At 39.4% G+C, this 25,047-nt stretch carries 15 protein-coding genes and 1 pseudogene; 12 read left to right on the top strand and 4 right to left on the bottom strand.

Features of this window, described 5'->3' with window-relative positions:
* Positions 1-2,139: 2,139 nt before the first annotated feature.
* A complete protein-coding gene (locus RHS_RS03180; protein WP_027292349.1) occupies positions 2,140-3,366 on the top strand; it encodes a hypothetical protein in 1,227 nt (408 codons plus the stop codon).
* Positions 3,367-6,656: 3,290 nt separating this feature from the next.
* Here RHS_RS03180 and RHS_RS29985 read toward each other — a convergent pair.
* Positions 6,657-7,420: pseudogene (locus RHS_RS29985) on the bottom strand (IS5 family transposase).
* A 412-nt stretch (positions 7,421-7,832) separates the two neighbouring features.
* Between RHS_RS29985 and RHS_RS03165 the strand changes: the two are divergent.
* The 3 genes from RHS_RS03165 (at position 7,833) to RHS_RS03155 (ending at position 11,269) form a co-directional block, all read left to right on the top strand.
* Complete coding sequence (locus tag RHS_RS03165) at positions 7,833-8,750, top strand: sugar ABC transporter permease (RefSeq protein WP_027295297.1); 918 nt, start codon at positions 7,833-7,835, stop codon at positions 8,748-8,750.
* A 14-nt stretch (positions 8,751-8,764) separates the two neighbouring features.
* A complete protein-coding gene (locus RHS_RS03160) occupies positions 8,765-9,655 on the top strand; it encodes a carbohydrate ABC transporter permease (RefSeq protein ID WP_027295296.1) in 891 nt (296 codons plus the stop codon).
* Positions 9,656-9,721: 66 nt separating this feature from the next.
* Positions 9,722-11,269, top strand: a complete 1,548-nt coding sequence (locus tag RHS_RS03155) for an ABC transporter substrate-binding protein (protein WP_047832287.1) — start codon at positions 9,722-9,724, stop codon at positions 11,267-11,269.
* Between the two features lie 411 nt (positions 11,270-11,680).
* On the opposite strand, the gene RHS_RS03150 is transcribed toward RHS_RS03155, so the two are convergent.
* Positions 11,681-12,700 (bottom strand): S1 RNA-binding domain-containing protein, encoded by a 1,020-nt coding sequence (locus RHS_RS03150; RefSeq protein ID WP_081820319.1) that lies wholly within the window; start codon positions 12,698-12,700, stop codon positions 11,681-11,683.
* A 320-nt stretch (positions 12,701-13,020) separates the two neighbouring features.
* On the opposite strand from RHS_RS03150, the gene RHS_RS03145 reads away from it, so the two are divergent.
* The 6 genes from RHS_RS03145 (at position 13,021) to RHS_RS03120 (ending at position 20,027) form a co-directional block, all read left to right on the top strand.
* Entirely contained in the window at positions 13,021-14,673 is a 1,653-nt protein-coding gene (locus RHS_RS03145; RefSeq protein ID WP_027295293.1) for a putative manganese-dependent inorganic diphosphatase, read from the top strand.
* A 21-nt stretch (positions 14,674-14,694) separates the two neighbouring features.
* On the top strand, positions 14,695-15,273 hold the full coding sequence (locus RHS_RS03140; protein WP_027295292.1) for a flavin reductase family protein: 579 nt from the start codon (positions 14,695-14,697) through the stop codon (positions 15,271-15,273).
* Positions 15,274-15,481: 208 nt separating this feature from the next.
* Positions 15,482-16,906: an ABC transporter substrate-binding protein gene (locus tag RHS_RS03135; RefSeq protein WP_047832286.1), complete on the top strand. Its 1,425-nt coding sequence runs from the start codon at positions 15,482-15,484 to the stop codon at positions 16,904-16,906.
* An 81-nt stretch (positions 16,907-16,987) separates the two neighbouring features.
* Positions 16,988-17,854 carry a carbohydrate ABC transporter permease gene (locus RHS_RS03130; RefSeq protein ID WP_027295290.1) on the top strand — a complete coding sequence of 289 codons (867 nt, stop codon included), beginning with the start codon at positions 16,988-16,990 and terminating at the stop codon, positions 17,852-17,854.
* Between the two features lies 1 nt (position 17,855).
* Entirely contained in the window at positions 17,856-18,680 is an 825-nt protein-coding gene (locus RHS_RS03125) for a carbohydrate ABC transporter permease (protein ID WP_044296944.1), read from the top strand.
* A 105-nt stretch (positions 18,681-18,785) separates the two neighbouring features.
* On the top strand, positions 18,786-20,027 hold the full coding sequence (locus RHS_RS03120) for a Gfo/Idh/MocA family oxidoreductase (protein WP_047832425.1): 1,242 nt from the start codon (positions 18,786-18,788) through the stop codon (positions 20,025-20,027).
* A gap of 195 nt (positions 20,028-20,222) precedes the next feature.
* Here RHS_RS03120 and RHS_RS03115 read toward each other — a convergent pair whose 3' ends face one another.
* Together RHS_RS03115 and RHS_RS03110 are read right to left on the bottom strand one after the other, a co-directional pair.
* Positions 20,223-21,437 (bottom strand): DNA polymerase IV, encoded by a 1,215-nt coding sequence (locus RHS_RS03115; RefSeq protein WP_047832285.1) that lies wholly within the window; start codon positions 21,435-21,437, stop codon positions 20,223-20,225.
* A 106-nt stretch (positions 21,438-21,543) separates the two neighbouring features.
* On the bottom strand, positions 21,544-22,602 hold the full coding sequence (locus RHS_RS03110) for a uroporphyrinogen decarboxylase family protein (protein WP_047832284.1): 1,059 nt from the start codon (positions 22,600-22,602) through the stop codon (positions 21,544-21,546).
* A gap of 64 nt (positions 22,603-22,666) precedes the next feature.
* Here RHS_RS03110 and RHS_RS03105 point away from each other — a divergent pair, with 64 nt between their 5' ends.
* Together RHS_RS03105 and asnS are read left to right on the top strand one after the other, a co-directional pair.
* Positions 22,667-23,524, top strand: coding sequence for an AraC family transcriptional regulator (locus RHS_RS03105; RefSeq protein WP_047832283.1), 858 nt, complete (start codon positions 22,667-22,669; stop codon positions 23,522-23,524).
* A 107-nt stretch (positions 23,525-23,631) separates the two neighbouring features.
* Complete coding sequence (gene asnS, locus RHS_RS03100; protein ID WP_044296949.1) at positions 23,632-25,023, top strand: asparagine--tRNA ligase; 1,392 nt, start codon at positions 23,632-23,634, stop codon at positions 25,021-25,023.
* Positions 25,024-25,047: the final 24 nt, after the last annotated feature.

Raw genomic sequence — 25,047 nt, 5'->3', positions numbered from 1 at the left:
AATAATCCCCGATTTTAACTGGATCCGGCACTCCTATCTGATTCTGTTATTAATTTAGTACGCTATTTTCTGCATGTTTTTATGGCTTTCATCTCGCAGTTTTTCACTATTTTAGTCGCAAAGTCTGATCAACCATAAACTATACTGAATATTTTCCACGTACTGCGATCCAACTATTCACAATTTAGTACGCTATATTCAGCCTATTTATTTGGATAGTACTGACCCCTTCTTTAAGGATTTTAATCATTGCCGCTGTGATTTAGTCTCTAAAATACTATTTTTACTATTTTACATGGACAGACTTTTTATGTATTCATGCCATAAATCAGTATCACGAGACCCGACAAAAGAATTTTTAGACCTGATTATTTTAGACCTTTACATATTTAGTGCAGGATTTCGGGCTTATTTTTTTGAAAATATTTCTTATTCTCATTACAGTTTTTATATTTAGTACGCAAATTCCTGCACATTTTTTTATATTTTTTTCTATTAAAACGTTAGTTACTTCATCGTAGACATTGAACTTTATTGTCATTTATATTAAAATTTTTATATAAGCAAAGATACCTCTATTATTTAGTGCGCGATTTCCTGCACATTTTTTTGGCTTTTACTCCCACTTGAGACACCAATATCTTAATAATTATATTTTTTTATCCTAAAATACGCTCTGATATTAATAAAAACAGAGCTGATGGCGCATAAATGACCTTCATATCCCCTCATATTTCAGCGAATTAAATTTAGTCTCTATCTTTTTCAAAATACAACCTTTCCGGTATCTGTCTGAATTTAGTCGCTAACTCTATCAAAATAATACGTTTTCAAATTTAGTCGCTATCTTTTCACATTATATCGCCAGACCGAAAAAAACTATTTTATTCTGATTGATTTTACTTTACATAATTTAGTCGCTATCTTCTGACATAGCCCCTTTTTAATCTCTCAGGTAAAATATATATCAATGCCGGATTGTTTGTTTTTATAATTTAGTCGGTATCTCAAATAAAGGAAATTAAATTTAGTCGCTAACCCTCATAACTTCCAGAAAAATTTTTCCATAAATTTACCATTTAACCACTGAAATTTGCTTGATACCCCCAATTTAGTTCGGAAAAACATGCAAGTTTTTTTAATTTGATATATTTAGTGCTCAATTCTGTGTATTTTTTTATGGAGCCCTTTTATTTAGTTCGCTAAAATCTGCACGTTTTTATGGATACTAAAGCAGGGGGGAACATACTTGCCTTTATTTTTTTACCACTTATAAGAAAATACATATGATTACAAAAAAATCAAGGATTTAGTCCGCCAAAACATGTCTATAATTATAAAAAACGGCATATTCTGATCAGTTTTAATTTAGTACGGAAATATATGCATATATTTTTGAAAAGTTTTTTAAAATTTTTTTTCATAATGCAAAAAGGAGCTGAAACCCTTAATTTTCAAAGATTTCAGCCCCTTTTCCCTTTACAGCACATTTTCTTTATTTTCACTTATAAAGTGCAGGAAGATAGGTGAAATCAAGACTTTTCTAAATTCAGTCCGCTAATTCCTGCACGAAATTATTGTTTTACAAACTCCGATTTTTATTGTATATTATAGAAAAAAGTGGATAACCTATAAAATTTTGGCGATTTTACATTTGGTTATCCACTAGACAAAACATTACCGTTAATATTGTAGTTTGGCGATTCCAATATTAACGCGCTTACACCGATATTTTTACCGATGGGCTTTATAGCTTCATTGTACTATTAAAGTACGCCTTTTTCAAGTCCCTTGTGTAAATTTTGTCGCTATCGTACAGTTTTTTTGGCAAATATGAGCAAAGGGTGGTAATCTCTTACATTCTTATTTTTCGATTTCTTATCCTGAATAGCTCATTCGCTTTCCAACTTGATTATTATAGGGTGTTTAAAATTCATTCCCGCCATCTGCATGCCCCACTTCGCGTATAATATTCGCGTATAATATGCTCCTAAAATAGTCTGCGTAGCCCGCTGCGCCTCCTGTTTCTGGAACATATTTACCACAAAGTGTGACGCACAGGTGTAAGAAAGCAATTTAAAACATGCTCTAGTGACTAACATTTGAAATAACATGTATTAAATACGAGGTGTGCTGGAAATGTTACTTAACTTGAATAATTTTGCCCGTGTTGGCAAAGGACCTGCTTTGAAGGCTATTGGTCTTCAAAAAAACTATAAGGAATATTATACAGAGTATCAACAGCTGGATGAAACCGCATCTGGCTGTTTTGCGTGTCCACATTTTAAGTACAAATCCTTTTTAGAATATATGCCAGAGGAGATTCAGAAAAACATATGCCATCAATGCGGCAGTTGTCCCAAAGCTGTTTACAAAACTGCTTACAAAACTCACATAAAATACATGAACGAAAAAAATATGTACGGCTATCAGCCTCGCCTGAAAGGAAATGCACTAAAACTGCTAATCACTTATCATTTTCTTTCGCCCAATCCTCGTGGTTTTATTTCTGATATATCTGAAAAAGAACTGGCGGAGTTTATCAAATGTGATATTAAAACAATCAAATATTCCAATGAAATACTTGCTAAATATGGCTACATATCTTATCACGCAACCGGCTGGGAGAAAAATCATATTTCTATACTGCTTCCTGAATACAACACCTATCACCTTACCGCTTCAGAAGGCGGCAGAGGCTACGCAACGATTAGCAAAGAACTTCTTCAGCAGATTATGAATATAAAGGATATCAATCAGCTACGTATTTACCTGCGTGCTATTCTGGAATCTGATGCATCTTCTGCCCCCCAGGTTAAGCTGGAGCGTTCTTATGAACAGCTTCGCCGATATCTTCCCGGCTACTGCAAGCCCAATGTAATCAAAAAGGCCTTGGTTACAAAAAGTGATATTTTCAATGTTGAGTATGAAAACAGCAAAATTGTATTTCACTTAAATGCAGCTTATAACACACGGCAGGCAAAAATACATCTGATCGAAGAAAACCGCGGTGAAATACAGTCTTACATAACTGCTTTAAATGATATGCTGGATCAATACAATTTATTACAGGAACGTCCGGATGACGAGATCGGCGATCTGGCAGAGCAGCTGCGGGCAAATGGAATTAAACCATACTTAGACACTAATAGAAAATTATCCAATACATATCCTCCTGTTATATTAAAGGACAACGATTACCGGGATCTTGGACTTTTAAGTACCACCTATTCCCTATCCGTTGTAAAACAGGCTGTTTTAGAAATTTACAATTCCTATATTCTTCTAAAACGTCCAATCGAAAGTTTTGGTGCTTTAACCAGGACAATAATCAAAAAAGAAGCCCTTTTTTCAAAAGCTTCCTGATCGAGGGCTTTTTTGTCGTGCCTTTTTTTAACTGAAAAGGTCTATTTTGGGTTTACCTGCTCATTTTTCCATCCATATTTTCATCATTTTTATAAATTTACTTTCTTTACTGCTAAATTCTCATTTATAGATGGAAACTTTTCTTCCACATTTGGAAAGTTTTCATCCACAATAAAGTATATTTCATCCATAGTAATATACTTTTCATCCTATTAAGAAATTATTCATCCACTCTAAGAATTTTTTCCTCCTCACACAGAAATAAAGCATCCACAAACCGTATTTTTACTCCACTTTTAGAAAAACTATTCCACATTTTTCAATTCTCTTCTTCTTCTATTACTCAAAAAGCTTGTAAATAAAGGGATTTTGTCATTTGGATTTAGCAATTATGTTTTTTTAATTATGTTCTTATAAATATGTTTTTAATTATGTAATAAATATGTTTTTGTATTTATATAAGTTTCCTATTTATTTTTTAGATAACAGGATCAATATGCAGATGATATAGAAATATATCTTTTATTATATCATGAATCAAAAATATATAGAACTTGTAAAACATTTCTATACCATATAAATCTATACCAATTAAATCTATACCAGTCCCCTCTCCCATGTTCATCCGATTTTTTTGAAAAGAATAAAAACGAATTAAAAGTAAAATTATATTTTTTTAATTAGTAATAGAAAAATAGATTTAGTGGAAATCATATGTTAATAAAAATATTCAAAGATATTCTGACAGTCAATCCACTGTATATAAAACGATGCCATAAAATGCCTTAAAACAACTTTTTTTGACATTAGGCAATAGATTGTAGCCTCAATAATGAAAATGGATATATGGGCAGATTATAACGTTTTAAAGGGATTGCTAAAATCCTAAATAATATTAAATATGGCTAAATATAATTTGTGTAATTATATAATTAAAATACGACATAATATATTGTAATATATGTATTTGCAAAAATAATTGGGAAAATATAAAAAAATTTTACTGTGGATGTTCACAATAATGATAAGTGGGTGGATGTTTTATATCATTATTATGCGATCAAAGATAATGTAAAAAAAGTACTGCTTTTCTGCTCAAGCAATATCAAGAGCAGAGGCTTCAGGGGAATGGGGTATTGCTAAGATTGTGAAAATAGATTTTTCATGAAAAGGAACAGGAATGTAAAAACGTTATGTTATCGTGTTAGCCATTATAGAAGTAATCGCCAATTATCGTAGAACTTATTATGACTTTATCTGCTGCTCAATATTTTGTCAAATACCAAATTATTCTAACACACCTTTAGTTTTCTACGAGGTATTAGTAGCATTAGCGGCATTTGCACTGTAGGATACAATATAGCTATAAATATTGCAGACAGTTCATGATCTTATTTATCAAGAATAGAATGAACAGAAGAACTCACAAAATATTAAATTAGGTGTTGGTGAAAAGAGACACTTTGTGTAACCGGGTGTGCGTGGGTAAGAATTGAATCGGAACCAATTGTAGGGACTAGGGACTTTGCACGACTTATTTCTCCTACGCTCCTGTACTTCTTATCTAACTATATTCAGGTTTCCCCCTAAAGCAGATTTTTCAGCATTGGGAAACCTTGGAGATGGATTGCTGTACTTTTTTGGAAGTAATTAAGGGATTGGAAAATTAAAGACGAAGATAGCTTATACTGTTGTATACGTTTATTCAGATATTATACATGAATAAGATTAGTTTCTGAATATACTCCATTTATCCGTAAATGTATATAATCCTGTTTGGTAGATGGAACACCTAATTCAGGAGGTTTACTTGCTAATTAAATTTTACATATTAGTCTGCAAAGTTGGAGGAATAGATTGGTGTAATGTATCTATAGAAAGCGTTACAGAAAGCTTTTCTACATAGTAGCAGTTTAGTATCACAAATATACGTTATCAGGTTAATTCTCTGTATTACCATCAGACTGAGAAAACCTGCTTTGTATTATTGCCTGTGCGTAGCTCTTTTTGAATACTATCTGCATATGCAATATGTCCTAACTTAACTAAACTCAAGTATAATTAATCTGTAATATTATAAGTATATCCTATAGCCAATTATAGAGGGCTCTATTTAATGTAGTGGCGCATAAAGAGATGATGTTTATTTAAGAATTTCCGCCCCGCGGAAAAATATGTATATTTTATTATAATTTTAAAGAGACAATTTCTCTTTAATAAGAATAATAAAGAAGCATGTTATTCATCATAAGTATAAAATAAATACGAAAAGTAAACGAAAAGCTATTAGCATTAGAAGAGCTGCGTTAACCATCATTATAAAGTAACTAAATTAACCGGCGAAGTTCATGTCGATTTGATCTGTTTAGCAGCGTTTACTATAATACTACAATGATTCTATAAGGTGGGACAATCTTTATGATGGTTGAAAGTCTTTTGTAACTGATGTCTAGCAAACAACTTGGATGCAATATGCAATTCTTTAATTGAACAAACACAGCCATCACTTCGAACAACGTGATGTAGTAGTCAATAAATCAGTTAAGCGAAGTAAGATATTTTAGTCATAGTGTTTATCAACTGGTAAATGAAAATAGTATCAACAGCAAGAAGCTCAGATTGTAAAAGGGTAATTTATGCAATATCTATATGAAAAGTAAAAAGATTCGGCTTATATACAATTTAAGAACTGGTCAAGGACCATCTTTATCCGTATTCTTTTACATTGCCTAATGAGGAGGCCTAACAGAGTATAGGTGGATCCAACTGCGTATCGTTTTCGTTATCAGCAGCGTGAGTATTTCCGACGCGTGAGACAATATTCACTTGTAGCCGTATAAATGTTAAGGATGTAGTATGGACCTTTTATAGTCAAATACAAAAAATCAATTTTAATTTACAGAACTATACATTACAAAATGTCTGGTGGCCGACAATTGTGCTGTGATAGTTAAAAGACATAGTATGTATCAGCTGACGCTTAACATTATTTATTTGGATCTGCTATGCTGCCTTCATGTGAAGACGCTGCCAGGCGATAATGATACAACTTTTGATTATCAGTATATCATAAATGTTCCCGATTTCTATCATCTCTAGTATGCTTGGACATTTAATGTATATTGTAGATTTCAGCTGTTAACTTGAAATTTATCAAGATAACTTTGTCAGATAGTATCATTTGTACTGGAATACCTGTCTGATTTATAAACACAGATGGTCTTGAGGACTGAAACTTAAGCTTGAAAAGCATATGGCCAAGGGCGTGTTTGAAAATTGCTACACATTGGTCATTTTAACCAAATTAATATTGAAGCGATACACAAAAATCCCAGATAGGTGAATGCAAGTTTGTCATAGTGGGTGGCAATTCTATGAAATGCCTTTAGCTTTAAAAAGAGTTTTTCTATCAGATGCCGCTCTTTATATAGCCACCAATCGCAATGACGTTCAAACTTTGCTCCCTTTCTTGATGGAATTGTTGGTTCACCACCTTGCTCATAGATATAGTCAATCAGTTTATCACTGTCATATCCACGATCAGCAAGTATGTTACTTCCTTTTAAATTTACATGTTTCAATAAGGGAATCGCGAAATTAATATCGTTGCGTTGTCCTTCACTGATCATGAAATACACTGGATTTCCATAAGCATCCACAATGGCGTGTATTTTTGTACTGGCTCCGCCCCGGCTGTGTCCTATTTCGCTAGAAGGCCCCCTTTTTTTGCACCTGCACTATGTTGGTGCGCCTGAACGATAGATGCATCTAACGAAAGTTCTTCCAATGCGGCTTCAAGGCTTAGAACGCGAAAAATATTATCCAGTACGCCAGCATCAATCCACTTACGAAAACGGCTGTATACACTTTCCCATGGCCCATAACGCTCAGGAAGATCACGCCATGGGGCTCCGCTTCGCGCCAGCCAAATCATTGCATTAAGCATGGTACGGTTTTCTTTTGAGGGACGACCTGGTTTTCCTGTGTTTTCAGGAGGAAGTAAAGTTACTATATGATTCCATTCATCATCTGTTAATTCATATCGTCTCAACATATAAAACACTCCTTTTTCTTTATTTTACCATAAAACGGGGATGCAAAACATTTGTTTTGTGCAACTTTTAATTTTAAAACACGCTCTAGGGCATTCCCGCGTGTGCCAAACGCAGATTCCCTTATAACTAAGAATTAATATAAGATCAGAAGCAGGAGGCGGGCGAAAAGCCTGATATCCTGCTTGTTTTTTGTGTCTGGAGCAGAGTAATAATGCACAAAATAATCTGCCTTAACAACAAGAAAAGTATAAAATAAACAATACGAGATGAAATTAATATTATAAAACAGTATTATATTAGATAATATTATATAAAATGCGTATTTTTATGATTGATAATAAGTCAAAATGACGATAAGATGCATCCATAACACAAGTACGTACAGTGAAAATAAAAAGAAAGAGGGAGGCTATGAAACGAAAACACACATTTAAAAAGGATTTGCCGCTCTATCTGATGGCGTTTCCGGGAGTTGTGGTATTGCTTGCTTTTGCCTATGTTCCTATGGCGGGCCTGATACTGGTCTTTAAAGATTACCATTTTAAAGGGGGGATCTTCGGAAGCGAGTGGGCTGATCCATTGTTTAAGAATTTTAGTTTCTTTTTCAATAATATGGATACGGCACTTAGAGCCACAAGAAATACGATTGGATTGAATATCCTGTTCTTTGTATTTGGGACGATTTTTGCGGTGGCAATAGCCATCATGCTCAGTGAAATAAAAAGTAAGAAGTTTATAAAGGGAAGCCAGAGCGTTATGTTCTTTCCTTATTTTATCTCCTGGATGGTTATGGGCGCCATACTAAACGCTTTGTTAAGCTCTGAAGTGGGAGTTATCAGCGGATTGTTAAAAGGAGCAGGGATTCATTTTGACTTTTACTCCAGTCCTGCTGCCTGGGTCATCATTTTAGTTTTAGTCGTGATCTGGCAGAGTACCGGATATAATTCTGTTATTTATTACGGTGTATTATCAGGCTTTGATACTTCTATATATGAAGCAGCACAGGTGGATGGGGCAAGTAAATGGCAGCAGATCCGTAAGATAACACTTCCGCTGTTAAGGCCGACTATTATCATTATGTTTCTCCTTTCCGTAGGAAATATGCTGAAAGGAAATCTGAACATGATGATCGGACTTACAAATCTAAATCCAATGCTTCTTCCAGTAACGGATGTAATTGATGTATTTGTTTACCGCAGCGGTGTAAAGAATGGAGACATGGCATTTGCGTCAGCAGTTTCCCTTTACCAGTCTATATTCGGATTCCTTTTAGTTATAATCTCCAATAAGATAGCGAAAAAATTCGATAAAGACACTTCATTATTTTAGAGAGGAAATTAGAAATGAGAAAAAGGACTTTAAAATCGGATCGTATTTTATTGGGCGGCTTCTATGTACTTTTGGGAATATTTTCCCTGATCTGCCTGCTTCCCATCGTTTTGGCAATCTCCGGCTCGTTCTCAAATGAAGTTGAAATTGCCACAAAAGGATTTTCTCTGGTACCAAGAGGCTTTTCCCTGGATACCTATAAATATGTTTTCCAAAGCCAGGGAGATACGCTGCTGGGTGCATATGGGGTAACTCTGGCGACTACGATACTGGGAACCATCTTATCCGTAATTATTACAACTTGCTTTGCCTATGTTATTTCGGTTAAAGATTTCCGTCATGCGAACAAACTGGCGTTTTTTGCTTACTTTACCATGCTGTTCAGCGGGGGGATGCTTCCCTGGTATCTGGTTTGCACAAAGTATTACCATCTGGGAAATTCCTTGTGGGGGCTGATTCTGCCTTACAGTATGAATGTTTTCTATATGTATCTGATCAGAAACTTTATCAAGGGGCTGCCCTATGAATTGACGGAGAGTGCTAAAATTGATGGAGCCGGATATTTTCAGATTTTCTGGAAAGTAGTCCTGCCCCTGTCAAAAGCAGGAATTGTAACCATTGTTTTATTTTATGCATTGACCTACTGGAATGACTTTTATCTTCCGCTAATGCTGGTTAACAAAGATGAGTACTATTCCATGCAGTATATATTGTACATAATGAATGCCAATATCCAGTATCTGGCGACGAATCCAAATGGTATGGGAGCAGGGCATATTGTTTTGCCCACGCAGACAATCAAAATGGCAATTACCTGTATTGCCATCGGACCAATCGTACTGGTCTATCCGTTTGTACAAAAATATTTTGTAAAGGGTGTAACTGTAGGTGCTTTAAAAGGGTAGTGTGACATGAGGTCGCACAGAAAAGGGTAAGTGTGACACGAGGTCACACAGAAAAGGAGAAAAGGTATGAGAATGAAGAGTTTAAAAAAGGTAACAGCAATATTAGCAGCAGGGGCTATGGTAACAGCCATGTTTACAGGATGTGCTTCCTCAGAGGAAAAGAAGACAGCAGGTACAAATGCAAAAGCTTCCGATACTGCCTCTCAGGATGCCGTTCCTGTGAAACTGGTGATGTTCGGGGAAGAATCTCCCCGTATGAAAGAGCTGATGGCCAATGAAATCCATCAAAAAGTATTGGATGAGATCAATGTGGATCTGGAAATCCAGTATCTTCCCTGGACTGAATATGCAGGGGGGAAATCGGAATTGATGTTTTCCGCAGGTGAAAAATTCATGTGCTACACCAATACGGAAGTCACTGCAAAAATGGTTGGAAAGGGTTATTATGCGGATGTTACAGAGCTGCTGAAGGATAATGCCCCGGAACTGTATCAATACTGTGACGAAGAAAATGCTGCAAAAGCATTTACCATTGGCGGCAAAATATATTCCATACCGGTTGGATATAAGCCAAATGCCGGTGAAGATTATCTCATGATGGTGAGAAAAGACTTGATGGATGAGGCAGGAGTCTCAGAAATTAAAAGCATAGAGGATTTAGAGAATTTCTATACTATATGCAAAGAAAAACATCCCGATTATATTGGCCTGGGGCGCGGTTTGAATCCTAAGGTGTTAAATGGAGCCATAGCATCTGACATCAATATGAACTTTATCAACAATTTTGCCATGACGGATGCCAATGCCCCGGATGATCCTAAAGTCTACAGCTACTATGAGTCCGAAGAGTATAAGCAGGTAAGTGAGATTGCAAAGCGCTGGAACCAGATGGGAATCATTCCATCCTACCAGCTGTCAAACGGAGAGCAGTCCAGCAGTGAATTTGCCGCCGGAAGAGCCATGTTTGCAGTAAGCTCCAATGACCGTATCTTCGAGATGATGGAAAGCGTCCGTTCCTCTGCACCAAATGCAGTATTTGAAAATGTATATCTGGGTGATACAGCCAAAAAGCCTCTGATGAGCTGGGGAACCTACGTTACCGCCTTTGGGATCAGCGCAGGAGTAGAGGACCCGGATGAGCTGGCAGCATATATCAAGGTCATTAACCTGTTCCAGAAGAACCAGGAATGGGTGGATCTGTGGATATACGGAATTGAAGGAACCGATTATAAGCTGACTGAAAATGGTCGTGTGGAAAGGATCTGTACGGATGAAATCATTCATAACTGGATGCCGGTTAATACGGAATTCCGCCGTTATCCAAGCTATATTACAGATGAACAGATTGAAACTTTTAACAAACAGGCAGAGGGAAGTATTACCATGAAGTCCACCAATTTCATTTTTGACACGGAGCCTGTAAAATCGGAGTATGCGCAGCTGCAGGCTGTAGAATCCGAGTACCTGAATCCCATCTCCAATGGATTCAAAGATTACGATGAAAATATTGATAAGGCAATTGAGAAACTAAAAGCAGCAGGACTGGATAAATTTATGGAAGAGCTGCAAAAGCAGTTTGATGCATTTATGAATGAAAAAGGGAATCAAAAATGAAAAAATGGTTTGGTCCGATCGAATGGTGGACGCTAGATGAAAGATATGCTTATGAGTATCAGTTGATACGGATGGGAATCTTAAAAACACCTGTGATTTGCCTCGTGTAAGATGCAAACCCTTATTTCCCCCATAAAATGAGGAGTGCCCCGGTGTCTGGTACACCGAGGCTATTATGAAAAAATTTATCTATATGTGTAATGAAAACATTACGCTATAAACCGGAAGTTATCTCTTTTGAAGATGTTTAAAGTATAACAATCAATTGTGAACGAAGTATGAACTCTAAGTGAATTTATTGTAAAAAATAACGAAAAACAGGTTCGTCAAGAACCTGTTTTAGTGAATTACGACAAAGTACCGCGTTAAATTGATGTAATATAAAAGTCAAAATGACAGATAGTTTGCCGATTATAATTTAATTTTAGCGAAAAGAGATCCCAGATTAGTTGAAACACTTTCTGTTTCAGGGAGATCGAACGTTTCTTCTGTCACTTCTTCCGCAGCAACATCGTTCAGTGCTTTCATACTAAGGCTGAGTTTTCCGTCCTTAATATTAATAACTTTTACCTTTACCTGATCTCCTACTGTAAGAACTGCTGCTGGAGTTTTAATTCTCTTTTCACAGATCTGTGAAATATGTACAAGTCCGGACAGACCGTTTCCGATATTAATAAATGCACCGTAAGGCTGAATAGACTCAACGGTACCTTCCGTTACAAGGCCTACTTCTACATTTGACACTTTTGCTTTTCTGTCTTCATTCGCTTTTTCTCTTAAGATTTCTTTTGCGGATAATACAAGCTTATTGTCTTCTTCATCAACAGTAATGACACGAACCTGGATTTCCTGTCCCAGCCACTCGTTCAAGTCTTCCACGTAATTTAAAGAAAGCTTGGATGCCGGAATAAATCCGCGGATGCCTTCTACATATGCAATGACACCGGCATTAACAACGCCGCCTATTTTTACGGTAAGGTTTGTCTGATTTTCTTTCAGCTCTTTTAATTTATCCCATGCCAGCACTTCATTAGCTTCTTTGCTGGAGAGCATGATTTGACCTTGTCCGCCATCTCTTCTGACAACGGTTGCGGAGATTTCGTCGCCAATATGAACAGATTCTTTCAGACAGCAGCTCGGGTCTGCACTATAATCTTCCAGACGGATCACACCTTCGGTGTAATATTTAAGGTCTAAAGTGATCTCTGTTTCCGTAACCCCGATTACGGTACCTGTAATGATATCACCTTCATGGATTTGTTTCAGAGAAGCGGTTAGCTCTTTTTCGTAATCAGCCATGCTTTCCGCTGCAGTCTCTTCAGGTACAGCAGTTTCAGCTTCTGGTGTGATGCCGGCAGCAGTTTCTGTTTCTGTTACGGCTTCAGCGGTTTCCGGTGTGGCAGTTGTTTCGTTGATTAATTCTTCTGACATATGATCCTCCTTATTTCCCACTATAGAATGATAAAACTATAACATTTTTGTATAAAAAAAGCAACAGAAATGGCTTAAAATGGGCAGAATAGGCAATACAGTGTTTGAAAAGCAAAAAGAAGTATGATATGATGAAAGTCGGATAATGACAAAGAATTATGTGAAAAATATAGTATGTGTACAGGATTGCAGAGGAATTCATCAGAATGATGAATAGAATCAAAGATGGCGGTGCACTGATAGAACATGAGGATATGAAAAAATTTAGTAAAAGAGGTAATTGAGAATTGAGTACATTAATCGGAAAGGATAACGATGAAATGCAGGAGACAATGAAGAAAAAAGTATATATCATCGGACACAAGAACCCGGATACAGACTCTATTTGCTCCGCTATCGCTTACGCAGATGTAAAGAATAAGATAGGTGATGCAATCTATGTCCCGAAAAGAGCCGGACAGGTCAGCGAGGAGACGCAGTTTGTTCTGGACCGGTTTGGAATAAAACCTCCGGGCTATGTTCCAAATGTGGGAACCAGAGTAAAGGATATGGATATCCGAAGAATACCGGGTGTCAGCCACAGCATTTCCCTGAAAAAGGCATGGACGCTTATGAAAGATGAAAATGTAAATACACTGCCGATTACAAAGGATAATAATATTCTGGAGGGACTTATTACTATCAGCGATATTGCACAGTCTTATATGGATATATTAGACAATGAAATTTTGTCTACGGCAAGAACCCAATACAGCAATATACTGGAGACCCTGGAAGGGAATATGGTGGTTGGAAATGAACATGCCTATTTTGTGAAAGGAAAAGTGGTTGTTGCAGCTGCAAACCCTGATCTGATGGAAAACTATATTGGAGAGGATGATCTGGTCATCCTGGGAAACCGGTATGAATCCCAGTTATGTGCCATCGAAATGAATGCCAGCTGTATTATTGTATGTGAGGGCGCTCCGGTATCCAGAACCATTCAGCATCTGGCTCATGAAAAGGACTGTGCGATTATCAGCACACCCCATGACACCTACACCGTAGCAAGACTTATAAACCAAAGTATGCCGGTCAAATTCTTTATGAAGAAAAATGACCTTCTGACTTTTGAGCTGGATGATTTTACGGATAATATTAAGGATACCATGGCGAAGAAGAGATACCGTGATTTCCCGGTACTGGACAAGCACGGCTGCTATGTGGGTATGATTTCCAGACGTAACTTACTGGGTATGAAGCGGAACAGACTAATTCTGGTAGATCATAATGAAGCTTCTCAGGCAGTGGACAACATTGAAAGTGCAGAGATACTGGAGATTATTGACCATCACAGACTTGGCTCGCTGGAAACCATGGCGCCGGTATTTTTCAGGAATCAGCCGGTTGGATGTACGGCGACAATTATTTATCAGATCTATCAGGAAAAGGGAATTGAGATACCGCCCAATATAGCAGGGCTGCTGTGTTCCGCAATTATTTCGGATACTCTGATGTTCCGCTCCCCAACCTGTACGGCAGTGGACAGAGACGCGGCACAGAGACTTGCACAGATTGCGGGAATTGAAATTGAAACCTTTGCATCTGAAATGTTTGCAGCTGGAAGTAATTTAAAGAAAAAGGCCCCGGAAGAAATCTTTTATCAGGATTTTAAAAAGTTTGAACTTAACCAGGCAAATTTTGGAGTTGGGCAGATCAATTCTATGAATGCTTCGGAATTAAAGGATATTAAGGGTAGGCTGATTCCTTATCTGGAAAAGGCACTGGGGCAGCATGGAGAGTCGATGTTGTTTTTCATGCTTACGGATATTATGAATGAATCCACGGAGCTGCTATGCTTTGGCGGAGATTCGGAAGACCTGGTAAGAGAAGCTTTTCATCAGCAGCCAGAGGATCATTCGGTATATCTGCCAGGGATAGTTTCCAGGAAGAAACAGCTGATTCCTGCATTTATGAATGCATTACAGCAATAACGAAAAAAGGGAGGTTGTGCTATGGGTAAACAGACCTGGAAGCCGGGCAATATGATATATCCGCTGCCGGCAGTGATGGTAAGTTGTGCCAGGGAGGGCGAAAAGCCGAATATTATTACGGTAGCGTGGACAGGCACGATTTGTACCAATCCTCCCATGGTTTATATATCGGTGAAGCCGGAACGGTATTCATATGATATGATTCGGGAAACAGGGGAATTTGTGATTAATCTTACGACCCAGAAACTGGCGAAGGCGACAGACTACTGCGGTGTCCGGTCCGGCAGGGATGTAGACAAGTTTCAGGAGCTTCATCTGACGCCTGAGGCAGCAGAGCAGGTCAAAGTTCCCATGATTGGTGAGTGTCCGGTTAACATTGAATGCCGGGTAAAAGAAATAAAAAAACTGGGCTCACACCATATGTTTATTGCGGATGTACTTGCAGTTCATGTAGACGAGGCTTACATGAATGAAAATGGTAAATTTGAGCTGAATAAGACCGGACTTCTGGCTTATTCCCATGGTGAATATCTGGGACTTGGAGAACATCTGGGGACATTTGGGTACTCGGTTAAGAAGAAAAAGAGAAAACGCAGGTAATACAGAAACACGAATAGGCAGAATAATCATTTTTATAGAATACACTCTGAGGCAAGGGCAATAACCCGTTTGATGGTTATTGTCCTTATTTTGCGTGTAAGAATACTGTTCAAGATTATCCACATAAGAGTCTCACATTGTGCATTTCCAACCACGATGCCATCGGCTATAATGAACTCAACAATTCAAGTTAAAGGAGGAAACAAACATGAAAAAGAGAAAAATGCAGTTATTAGCAGGTGGAATGTGCCTGACATTAGCAATTGGATCCCTGGCAGGATGTGGGAATCAGAATACGAAAGATACGGCGGATACAACAGCAAAGACTGACGGGACGCAGACAGAAGCGGCAAAGACAGAAGCGGCAAAGACAGAGGATGGAAAATCAGAGGAATCAAAAGCTGAGACAACGGCTGGGGATAATGATGAAGGAAGCGGTGAGAAAGTTACTTTAAATTTTGCGGCATCACAAAACTGGATCGAAGATGTGGATAAGGAACTGGCAAAAGAGTTTGAGGAAAAGACCGGTATTGCAATCAATTTCCAGTTAAGTCCGGATGACCAGTATCAGACCATTGTGAAATCGAAATTGAATACAGGTGAAGGACCAGATATCTTCATGTCCTATTCCGGAACGAAATTAAAGGATTTTAATCCTGAAAAAAATATGGTTGATCTGTCAGAGGAATCCTGGGTAAGTGAATTAGAGCAGTGGGCAATCGACGGATGCTCTTACAAAGGCAGGCTTTATGCACAGAATACGGCTGGAGTGGATGACACCAACGGAGTTCTTTATAAGCCGGCAGTGTTTGAAAAACTTGGAATCAAAGTACCCACCAATTACGCTGAGTTTAAAGAAGCATGTGATAAATTGCAGGCAGGCGGCATTACCCCGGTCTATGAATTTGTAAAAGATCTGTGGCATACCCATTACTGGATGGAAGGTGCAAGTGCCCTTGCAGCAGCAAACCATCCCGGACTTTATGATGATCTGAATACCAATAAAATCGGATTTGCAGATGTACCTGAATTTGTTACTGCATTAACACAGCTCAAGGAAATGGCGGACAGCGGATATTTTGGTGAAAACCATATGTCTAATATTTACGATAATTCTTATGACGCAATTGCAAGCGGCAAATATGGAATGATTATCATTCACGGATCTTATCCAAACGAAATGGTCAATAATATCGATGGCGTTAATCCGGAGGAATACAGCATGTTCCCAAGCCCGCTGGCAGATAACCAGTATGCGACCCTGACCGCTGGAGGAACTACAAAATGCATTAGTGCCGGCAGCAAACACATTGAAGAAGCAAAACAATATTTTAATTTCCTGGCAGAGAAACAGAACCTGGAAAAACTGTATAAAGAAAAAACAGTTTACGTTTCCTCCTCCGTAAAAGGGATTGAAGCAAGCCCTACAAAGGCATATAAAGACCTGATGAATATTGTCGGTGACAAACAGCTTCAGGGTGCAGAAGCAAGTGTATATTTCTATGACGGCGGCAAGATCAGCGAACTCTGCCAGGAAATGTTCACCGGTTCCCTGACACCGGAACAGGTATTGGAAGAGTATGACAATACCAGAAGAGCCCTTGCAAAAGATTCCGGTCAGGAAGGATTCTAAATAAAATAAGCCTGGTTTTCCGGCCGGTGTCTGGTACACCGGCTGTGTGAAAAACCGGAGCGGAGAAAGAAGGGAAGCTCAATGAATCATAAAAAAATATACCCGTCCTATTTTATTCTGCTTCCTTTGGTGTTATATCTGGTATTTTTCATCGTGCCAAGCGCCATGGGGCTGGCTCTGTCATTTACAGACTGGAATGCAATGAATGACGAGATCCATTTTGTAGGACTGTCACATTTTAAAGAAATATTTACGAACCAGAGATACCTGCTGGTTATCTTTACTACTATTGTTTTTGCCCTGGTCACCACCATCTTTAAGAATGCAATCGGGCTGGGAATGGCATTGGCTCTGAATAAAGGATTTAAAACCAGAAATTTTCTAAGAACAATCTTCTTTTTCCCGGTTATGCTCTCACCACTGATTATCGGTCTGGTGTTCAAATCCATTTTTAATCCGGAATATGGTGTAATTAATGGATTCCTGGGTTTCATAAGTCTGGACTTTTTACAGAGAGACTGGCTGGGGGATGTGAACACCGCTTTGGGAGCGGTAATCTGTGTGGAGATCTGGCGCCTGGTGGGACAGAACATGGTCATTTATATAGCGGGACTGCAGGCTATCTCCGAAGACTATCTGGAAGCGGCTTCTATTGATGGGGCAAACGGATTCCAAAAATTAATCTATGTCATAATTCCACAGCTGATGCCGTCCATTACCATAAATCTGGTGCTCAATCTGATCGCAGGACTAAAAGTGTTTGATCTGGTATTTGTGCTGACCAACGGTGGTCCGGCCAGAAAGACAGAGGTTTTAAATACGGTTATTTATAAGGAATACAGTTCCGGAAGGTATGGATTTTCTACGGCGCTGGGAATGATTCTCTTTATTTTTACCTGTATTGTGGCATTTTCTGTTTTAAAAGGCATGACCAGGGAGGAGGATTGAAATGACAAGAAAAAACCAAATCGGGAGAATTGTAAAATGTATCGTTCTCTGGGGCTTCTCCATCCTTGTTTTTGTGCCGCTGATTATTATTCTGCTGAATTCCTTTAAGGCACAGGGTGACGCGGTAAATATGAGTTTTTCACTGCCAAAGCAATGGATTTTTACCAATTATCAGGAGGTTGTGAGCCAGGTGGATGTGTTTGGCGCTTTCCGCAACAGCCTGGTTGTATCTGTCTGTACCGTCATTATAGCCACAACCGGTGCAGCACTTTGTTCTTTTGTACTGTCAAGGAGGAGAACAAAGCTCCACCGTTTTATGTACCTGTTCTTTTTACTGGGACTGGTAGCCCCTTTGAATATGGTACCTGCCATTCTGGTTCTGCAGAGGCTGGGACTGATGGATACGCTGGCTGGGCTGATACTGCTGTATTCGGCATTGGTAACACCGTTTACCATATTTCTCTATTATGGGTTTATCGGATCGGTGCCCAGGGAAATCGATGAGGCTGCAATTATTGACGGATGCGGCTGTATGGGGCTTTTCTGGAAAGTAGTATTTCCACTGTTAAAGCCGGTAACCGTAACGGTAATCATTTTAAACTTTATGAATGCATGGAATGATTTTATCACTCCGTTCTATGTAATGAACAGTTCATCAAAAATGCCCCTCACCACAATGGTGTACAGTTTCTTCGGGCAATTCCAGAGAAGCTGGAACCTGGTCTGCGTCATCATGGTCTTAATTCTCGTGCCGATCATTGTTGTATATGCTTTCGGACAGAAATATATCATAGCAGGTATGACTGCAGGCGCGGTAAAGGGCTGATTCAAAAAGAAAAAAGGCTTATGTATCACAATAGTGCAAAATAATTATTTGCGAATAAAAACTATAAGTAGACAGGGCGGTATGCCGGAGAGGAATGAAGCTTTTATGAAACAGATAAAGTTAGGATTAATTGGTGCCGGGGAAAGAGGGGCGAACTGTTATGCGCCCTATGCGCTTAAGTTCCCCTCAGAGGTAAAGTTTGTCTGTGTGGCGGAACCGTTGGCAGACAGGCGCAATACATTTGGGAAGACGCACCGCATTGCGGATGAGGACAGATACGAAGACTGGAAGGACATGATTGGGAAAGGATATGAACTGGATGGCGTTATTATTGCAACCCAGGACAGACAGCACTATGAGCCTGCGATGGCTGCGATACAGGCAGGATTAAATGTGCTGCTGGAAAAACCCATGGCGGAAACAGCGGAAAAAACAAAGGCAATCGTGGAGGCAGCAAAAGAAAAGGGCGTATTGCTGATGGTATGCCATGTACTGCGGCATACACCATTCTTCCAGTCAGTAAAAGAGACGCTGGACAGCGGTGTGATTGGAGAAGTAAAGTCCATACACCACATTGAAAATATCGGGTACTGGCATTTTGCCCACAGCTATGTCAGGGGAAACTGGCGTAATACAGAAGAAACAACACCAATGATCGTGGCAAAATGCTCCCATGATACGGATATCTTTAATTTCCTGCTGGGAGGGAAAAAATGTGAACGAATCTCATCGTTTGGTTCCTTGTCTTATTTCACCAGGGCAAATATGCCGGAACATGCTACAAAAAACTGTATGGAAGGATGTCCCCACAATAAGACCTGTCTGTACTCTGCCTACAATTATCTGGATGACCGGGAAATGAGGCAGAACTTCAGGGATATTGTAATGCGGACAGATGACAGGGAAGCCTTTCTTACCCATTTAAAAGAGTCTCCATACAGCAGATGCGTCTATCAATGTGATAATGATGCGGCAGACCATCAGGTGGTGAGCATGGTCTATGAAGACGGGGTGACAGTGTCCTGGCAGGCATCGGCATTTACGATGGATATCAAACGCCAGACAAAGATTATGGGAACGAAAGGGGAACTGGAGGGAAGCATTGATGAAGACCAGTATGTGGTCAGGGACTTTGCCACAGGAAATGAGACAACCATAAAAATACATACACCCAGGACGTTACATTCCGGTGGGGATGAATGTATTATACGTAATTTTACCCAGGCACTGTTAAATCCGGATAAAGAAAGCAGGAGATTTGGTGCGGAATTATCGCTGCAGGGGCATGTTATGGCTTTCGCAGCAGAGTATTCCAGAAAACATGACGGGGAAGTTGTGGTATTATAACATAAAAAAATATGGATATTGCAAGAGGTTATCGAAAAATAGGAATAATCTAAAAATCATGGGGGAGCCATAAAAAGAGCGGCTTCTCCATGATTTATTTTTGATAAGATTTAAGTAAAATGCATTAGATATTTTACGCCTCAGCTTACAGACATCTCCGTTATCAGACATCTCCGTTATCAGACATCTCCATTATCAGACATCCTCCGGGTCATCCTTAGGCGGCAGCATACTTGCACGGGTGATGGCAGTATTACCAAACTTCAGCCGGATGGAATCCAATGCCTGATCCAGCTTTTTCTGTTTTGCGTTATCAGAGGCTGGTAAATCAAAGAGGCTTAGCTGCACCGGCGTATCGTCAGATACAAGTTTTGAGCAGCGGATTCCAAGAAGGCGTATGGGCGTTTGATCCCATAACGCATCAAATAGCTGGCAGGAGGCACGGTAGACTGCTTTTTCCGTATTGGATGGAGACAGTAGCTGCATCTGGTGGGATGATACGCTAAAGGTACTGTATTTTATTTCCACGCAGACATTTCCTGCAAGCTGCCCGGCTTTTCTAAGACGGCCGGATACACTTGCAGCCAGTTTCAGCAGAACAGCTTTTGCATCTCTGGCAGAGGTTACATCCATGGACAGAGTAGTGGAATTCCCGATTCCCTTAGCTTTTTCGGGAGTAGAGACCAGAGGGGTGCTGTCTATGCCGTTTGCGTATTCCCAGAGCATCTTTCCATGACTTTTTAAATGAGGCGTGAGCAGTGCCGGATCTGTTGCCGCCAGATCCCCAATTGTGTAAATACCAAGTTTATTCAGTGTTGCTACGGATGCTTTACCGGCCATATACAGTTCAGCAGCAGGCAGAGGCCACATCTTGGTCTGGATTTCAGAGGGAAACAGGGTATGAACCTTCCCGGGCTTTTCGAAGTCAGAAGCCATCTTAGCCAGCAGTTTATTTGATGATATTCCAATGTTAACAGTGAAGCCGAATTTATCATAAATGCTGTTTTTGATCTGTGTGGCTGCACTTACCGGGGAATCATACAGATGGGAAATCCCGGAAAACTCCATATAACATTCATCCACGCTCACCTGTTCCACATCCGGAGTAATCCCCTTTAGAAAATCCATAAGGCGGTGGCTGTATTCAGAGTAGAGGTTGTGGTTTGGGGGATAGATTAATAAATCCGGGCATTTTTTTAATGCAGCAGCAATGGGCTCACCTGTGTGTATATGATATGCTTTGGCTGGGATTGATTTTGCAAGTACAACCCCATGCCGGCTTGAACGGTCGCCTCCGATAATCGAAGGAATTAAACGAAGGTCAATCCCTTGCGGATTCTTTAAATTTTCCACAGAAGTCCAGCTTAAGTATGCGGAATTAACGTCTATATGGAAGATAATGCGCTTCATATGCTCACGGCCTTTCAAATAAAATATAATTTAGACAGGTTATCTATTTCATATTATACAAGAACGTCCGTTCCTTCGCAAGGAAAGATTCGGCAGGCGCATCTGTTTATCGTTTACTATACTTTTCGTAGAATTTCTGATACCACAGACAGGCTTCTACAGGTGTATTTGGCGGTATATGGTTGCCTACTGCAAGAAAATAGCCCGGACAGCCGCGTCCCAGACCGATGCAGCGTTTTACTTCATTTTCGATGTATTCCCTATCCTTATATAATAGTGCGCGGGTATCCGCATTACCAATGATTACATGGCTTTTTCCGTACTTTTCACAGATATAGGACATATCGGTACAGGGCTCCATTACAAACCCATGGATTCCAAGGTCTGCAATGTCATCAATAAACTGTGTAAAGTTTCCATCCGAGGTAAAAAGGACTTTTTTGCCGCTTTCCAATAAAGGAGCCAGCAGTCTTTTGTGATTTGGGAAAATATAGGTGCGGTAAAAATCCGGAGATAAGAAGGCACCCGAACCCCAGACGATATCATCGTGAACCATGATTACGTCCGACTTACATTTCGCAAGTGCCTCAAAGTACTGCAGGTTCCAGGTTACATACCGGTTTATAAATTCTCCGAATTCTCTGGAGTCTATACCTGCAGCCAGCAGCAGCATATCCCAGCCCAGTATTTCGATGATGCCGGACATACAGGTCGTATACATACCGGTCATATTTACCGTATCGGGGTGTTCCAGGCACATTTTATCATAATCAGACTGAAAACCCTGAATCAGATCCTGGCTGTTTCTTCTGCCATAGACCTGATCAAAATCAAAATCAAATACATCTTCGGGTTCTTCTATAAAACTTTTTACTTCATTAGAGTAATCTACGGCATCAGCCTGATAAGAGGCATGCCCCATTTTCGTTTTCTTTTCTCCAAAAATTGAGTCAAAGGGGAGAATATTCCAGAAGAGACCATAATCCCATGCTTTTATAAATTCACGGGATGCGTTTGTCTGTTCTTCTGCGGTGCTCTTTGAAGAAACCGGAATACCTGTAACTTTTTGTACCAGATCCCAGTGGAAATGTGCAGAATACTCCGTGCGGGGAATCCTGTCAGGCATTTCCAAATTGAGTGCGCTTAAACCATTTTGCAGTGACATATGGCAGTTTCCTTTCTATTTCTAAGATTATATGTTATGATCATTATATAAAAAGGTATCTGGAATGTACATGAAGATAACAGGAAGAAAGATGGATATTTTTGCTATGGAAGATAAAAAGTTTCGTATGATAGATGAAGATTTCAACGGTCTGCAGATAAAAATAATTGAACACGGACTTCTGTACGGGGATACAGACTGGAATCACAAAGAGGTAGTATCTCCCTTTAACCGTCTGTACTTTGTAATAAAAGGAGAAGGATGTATCGAAAATGGGGAATATCACCATAATTTAATCCCAGGAAATGTATATTTGATTCCGGCAGGGACAAAGTATAATTACATAGGAATGAGTGCGTTTATAAAGTTATATTTTCATTTTGAATTGCAGCGGCTTCCGGGAATTGATGTGTTTCAGAGTCTGGGCAGGGCAATGTCCATGCCATATGATACAGAGAAAACTAAAAGACTAATAGATCTCCTGGAGGGCGGGACGCTGGGTGACCAAATGTTTTTTAAAGGGGCATTAAATGAAATTCTTGGACACTTCTATATAAAAATGAAGGAAGACGGTATAGCACAGATGGATTTAAGCGGATACTACAGACAGAAGGAAAGTCTGTATTATATAGAAAAGAATCTTTCGGCTCAGCTTAAAATAGAAAATATGGCGAAAGATATGCATGTGTCTTATTATTCACTGTCCCGGAATTTTAAGCGGGATACCGGAATTGGAATTAAAGAATATCTGGAAGTAATGCTTTTAAAGAAAGCAAAACACCTTTTGCTTACAACGGATCTTCAGCTTCAGGAGATTGCCAATGAGCTTCAGTTTTGTGATCCGTTTTACTTTTCCAGGTTTTTCCGCAAATACGAGAAGGTGCCTCCCAGGGAATACCGCAAAAAGAGATTGAATGGATAGAGAAGGAAATGTGAGAGAAAAATAGTGTTAGTGGCTTGCACACCAGCCAGGAATAGGCTATACTAGAAAAATAGTGAGAAAGAATAAAGAACAAAGGAGTTCGAACAATGGAATTGGTAACAGTTAGAGAGATTTATAAAGAAAGAGAAAAATATTTAGATCAGGAAATCCGCGTTGGCGGCTGGATCAGAAGCATTCGTGATTCAAAGACATTTGGTTTTATCGTTCTGCATGACGGAACTTTCTTTGAGACACTTCAGATTGTATATCATGATAAAATGGATAACTTTCAGGAAATCTCCAAATTAAATGTGGGAGCAGCCATTATTGTAAAAGGAACTTTGGTTGCCACACCTCAGGCAAAACAGCCGTTTGAAATCCAGGCAGCCGAGATTGAAGTGGAAGGAAACTCCACACCGGATTATCCTCTTCAAAAGAAGAGACACAGTTTTGAGTATTTGAGGACCATTTCTCATTTAAGACCCAGAACAAATGCATTTCAGGCAGTGTTCCGCGTGCGTTCCATGATCGCATATGCAATCCATCAGTTTTTCCAGGAGAGAGATTTTGTATATGTTCATACACCACTGATTACCGGAAGTGACTGTGAAGGCGCGGGTGAAATGTTCCGTGTTACCACGCTGGATCTGGATAATATTCCGAAAACAGAAGATGGAGCAATCGATTACAGCCAGGATTTCTTCGGAAAAGAGACAAGTCTGACAGTCAGCGGACAGCTTAACGGTGAGACTTATGCGCAGGCATTCCGTAACATTTATACATTTGGTCCGACTTTCCGGGCAGAAAACTCCAATACGACCAGACATGCAGCAGAGTTCTGGATGATAGAGCCTGAAATCGCATTTGCAGATCTGCAGGATAATATGATGCTTGCAGAGTCCATGTTAAAATATGTGATTAATTATGTACTGGAACATGCACCGGAAGAAATGGAATTCTTTAATTCATTTGTGGACAAGGGTCTGTTAGAACGTTTAAAAAGCGTGGCGGCTTCTGATTTTGCTCATGTTACTTATACGGAAGCAGTTGAGATTCTGGAAAAGAATAATGACAAATTTGATTATAAAGTATTCTGGGGATGTGACCTTCAGACAGAACATGAACGCTATCTGACGGAAGAGATCTATAAGCGTCCGGTATTTGTAACGGATTATCCAAAAGAGATCAAAGCATTCTATATGAAATTAAACGAAGACGGCAAAACAGTTGCCGCGATGGACTGCCTGGTGCCTGGAATCGGTGAAATTATCGGTGGAAGCCAGAGGGAAGATGACTATGATAAACTGCTGAACCGCATGAATGAACTGGGATTAAAAGAGGAAGATTACGGGTTCTATATGGATCTTCGTAAATACGGTTCTACAAGACATGCAGGATTCGGACTTGGATTTGAACGCTGCGTAATGTACCTGACTGGAATGTCAAATATCCGTGACGTAGTTCCGTTCCCAAGAACAGTAGGTAACTGCGACTTATAGGAGGAATATAGATGGGGAGTAAGA

This window comes from Robinsoniella sp. RHS (genome assembly GCF_001029355.1).
Classification (GTDB): domain Bacteria; phylum Bacillota; class Clostridia; order Lachnospirales; family Lachnospiraceae; genus Robinsoniella; species Robinsoniella peoriensis.
Note: the sequence above shows the minus strand (reverse complement) of the source record. Positions and strands in the feature narration are given on the sequence as shown.

What these genes read in the sequence shown, in the direction of transcription:
- RHS_RS03180 (WP_027292349.1), top strand. Translation starts at nt 2,140, where the DNA reads ATGTTACTTAACTTGAATAATTTTGCCCGTGTTGGCAAAGGACCTGCT.
- RHS_RS03165 (WP_027295297.1), top strand. Translation starts at nt 7,833, where the DNA reads ATGAAACGAAAACACACATTTAAAAAGGATTTGCCGCTCTATCTGATG.
- RHS_RS03160 (WP_027295296.1), top strand. Translation starts at nt 8,765, where the DNA reads ATGAGAAAAAGGACTTTAAAATCGGATCGTATTTTATTGGGCGGCTTC.
- RHS_RS03155 (WP_047832287.1), top strand. Translation starts at nt 9,722, where the DNA reads ATGAGAATGAAGAGTTTAAAAAAGGTAACAGCAATATTAGCAGCAGGG.
- RHS_RS03150 (WP_081820319.1), bottom strand. Translation starts at nt 12,700, where the DNA reads ATGTCAGAAGAATTAATCAACGAAACAACTGCCACACCGGAAACCGCT.
- RHS_RS03145 (WP_027295293.1), top strand. Translation starts at nt 13,021, where the DNA reads ATGCAGGAGACAATGAAGAAAAAAGTATATATCATCGGACACAAGAAC.
- RHS_RS03140 (WP_027295292.1), top strand. Translation starts at nt 14,695, where the DNA reads ATGGGTAAACAGACCTGGAAGCCGGGCAATATGATATATCCGCTGCCG.
- RHS_RS03135 (WP_047832286.1), top strand. Translation starts at nt 15,482, where the DNA reads ATGAAAAAGAGAAAAATGCAGTTATTAGCAGGTGGAATGTGCCTGACA.
- RHS_RS03130 (WP_027295290.1), top strand. Translation starts at nt 16,988, where the DNA reads ATGAATCATAAAAAAATATACCCGTCCTATTTTATTCTGCTTCCTTTG.
- RHS_RS03125 (WP_044296944.1), top strand. Translation starts at nt 17,856, where the DNA reads ATGACAAGAAAAAACCAAATCGGGAGAATTGTAAAATGTATCGTTCTC.
- RHS_RS03120 (WP_047832425.1), top strand. Translation starts at nt 18,786, where the DNA reads ATGAAACAGATAAAGTTAGGATTAATTGGTGCCGGGGAAAGAGGGGCG.
- RHS_RS03115 (WP_047832285.1), bottom strand. Translation starts at nt 21,437, where the DNA reads ATGAAGCGCATTATCTTCCATATAGACGTTAATTCCGCATACTTAAGC.
- RHS_RS03110 (WP_047832284.1), bottom strand. Translation starts at nt 22,602, where the DNA reads ATGTCACTGCAAAATGGTTTAAGCGCACTCAATTTGGAAATGCCTGAC.
- RHS_RS03105 (WP_047832283.1), top strand. Translation starts at nt 22,667, where the DNA reads ATGTACATGAAGATAACAGGAAGAAAGATGGATATTTTTGCTATGGAA.
- asnS (WP_044296949.1), top strand. Translation starts at nt 23,632, where the DNA reads ATGGAATTGGTAACAGTTAGAGAGATTTATAAAGAAAGAGAAAAATAT.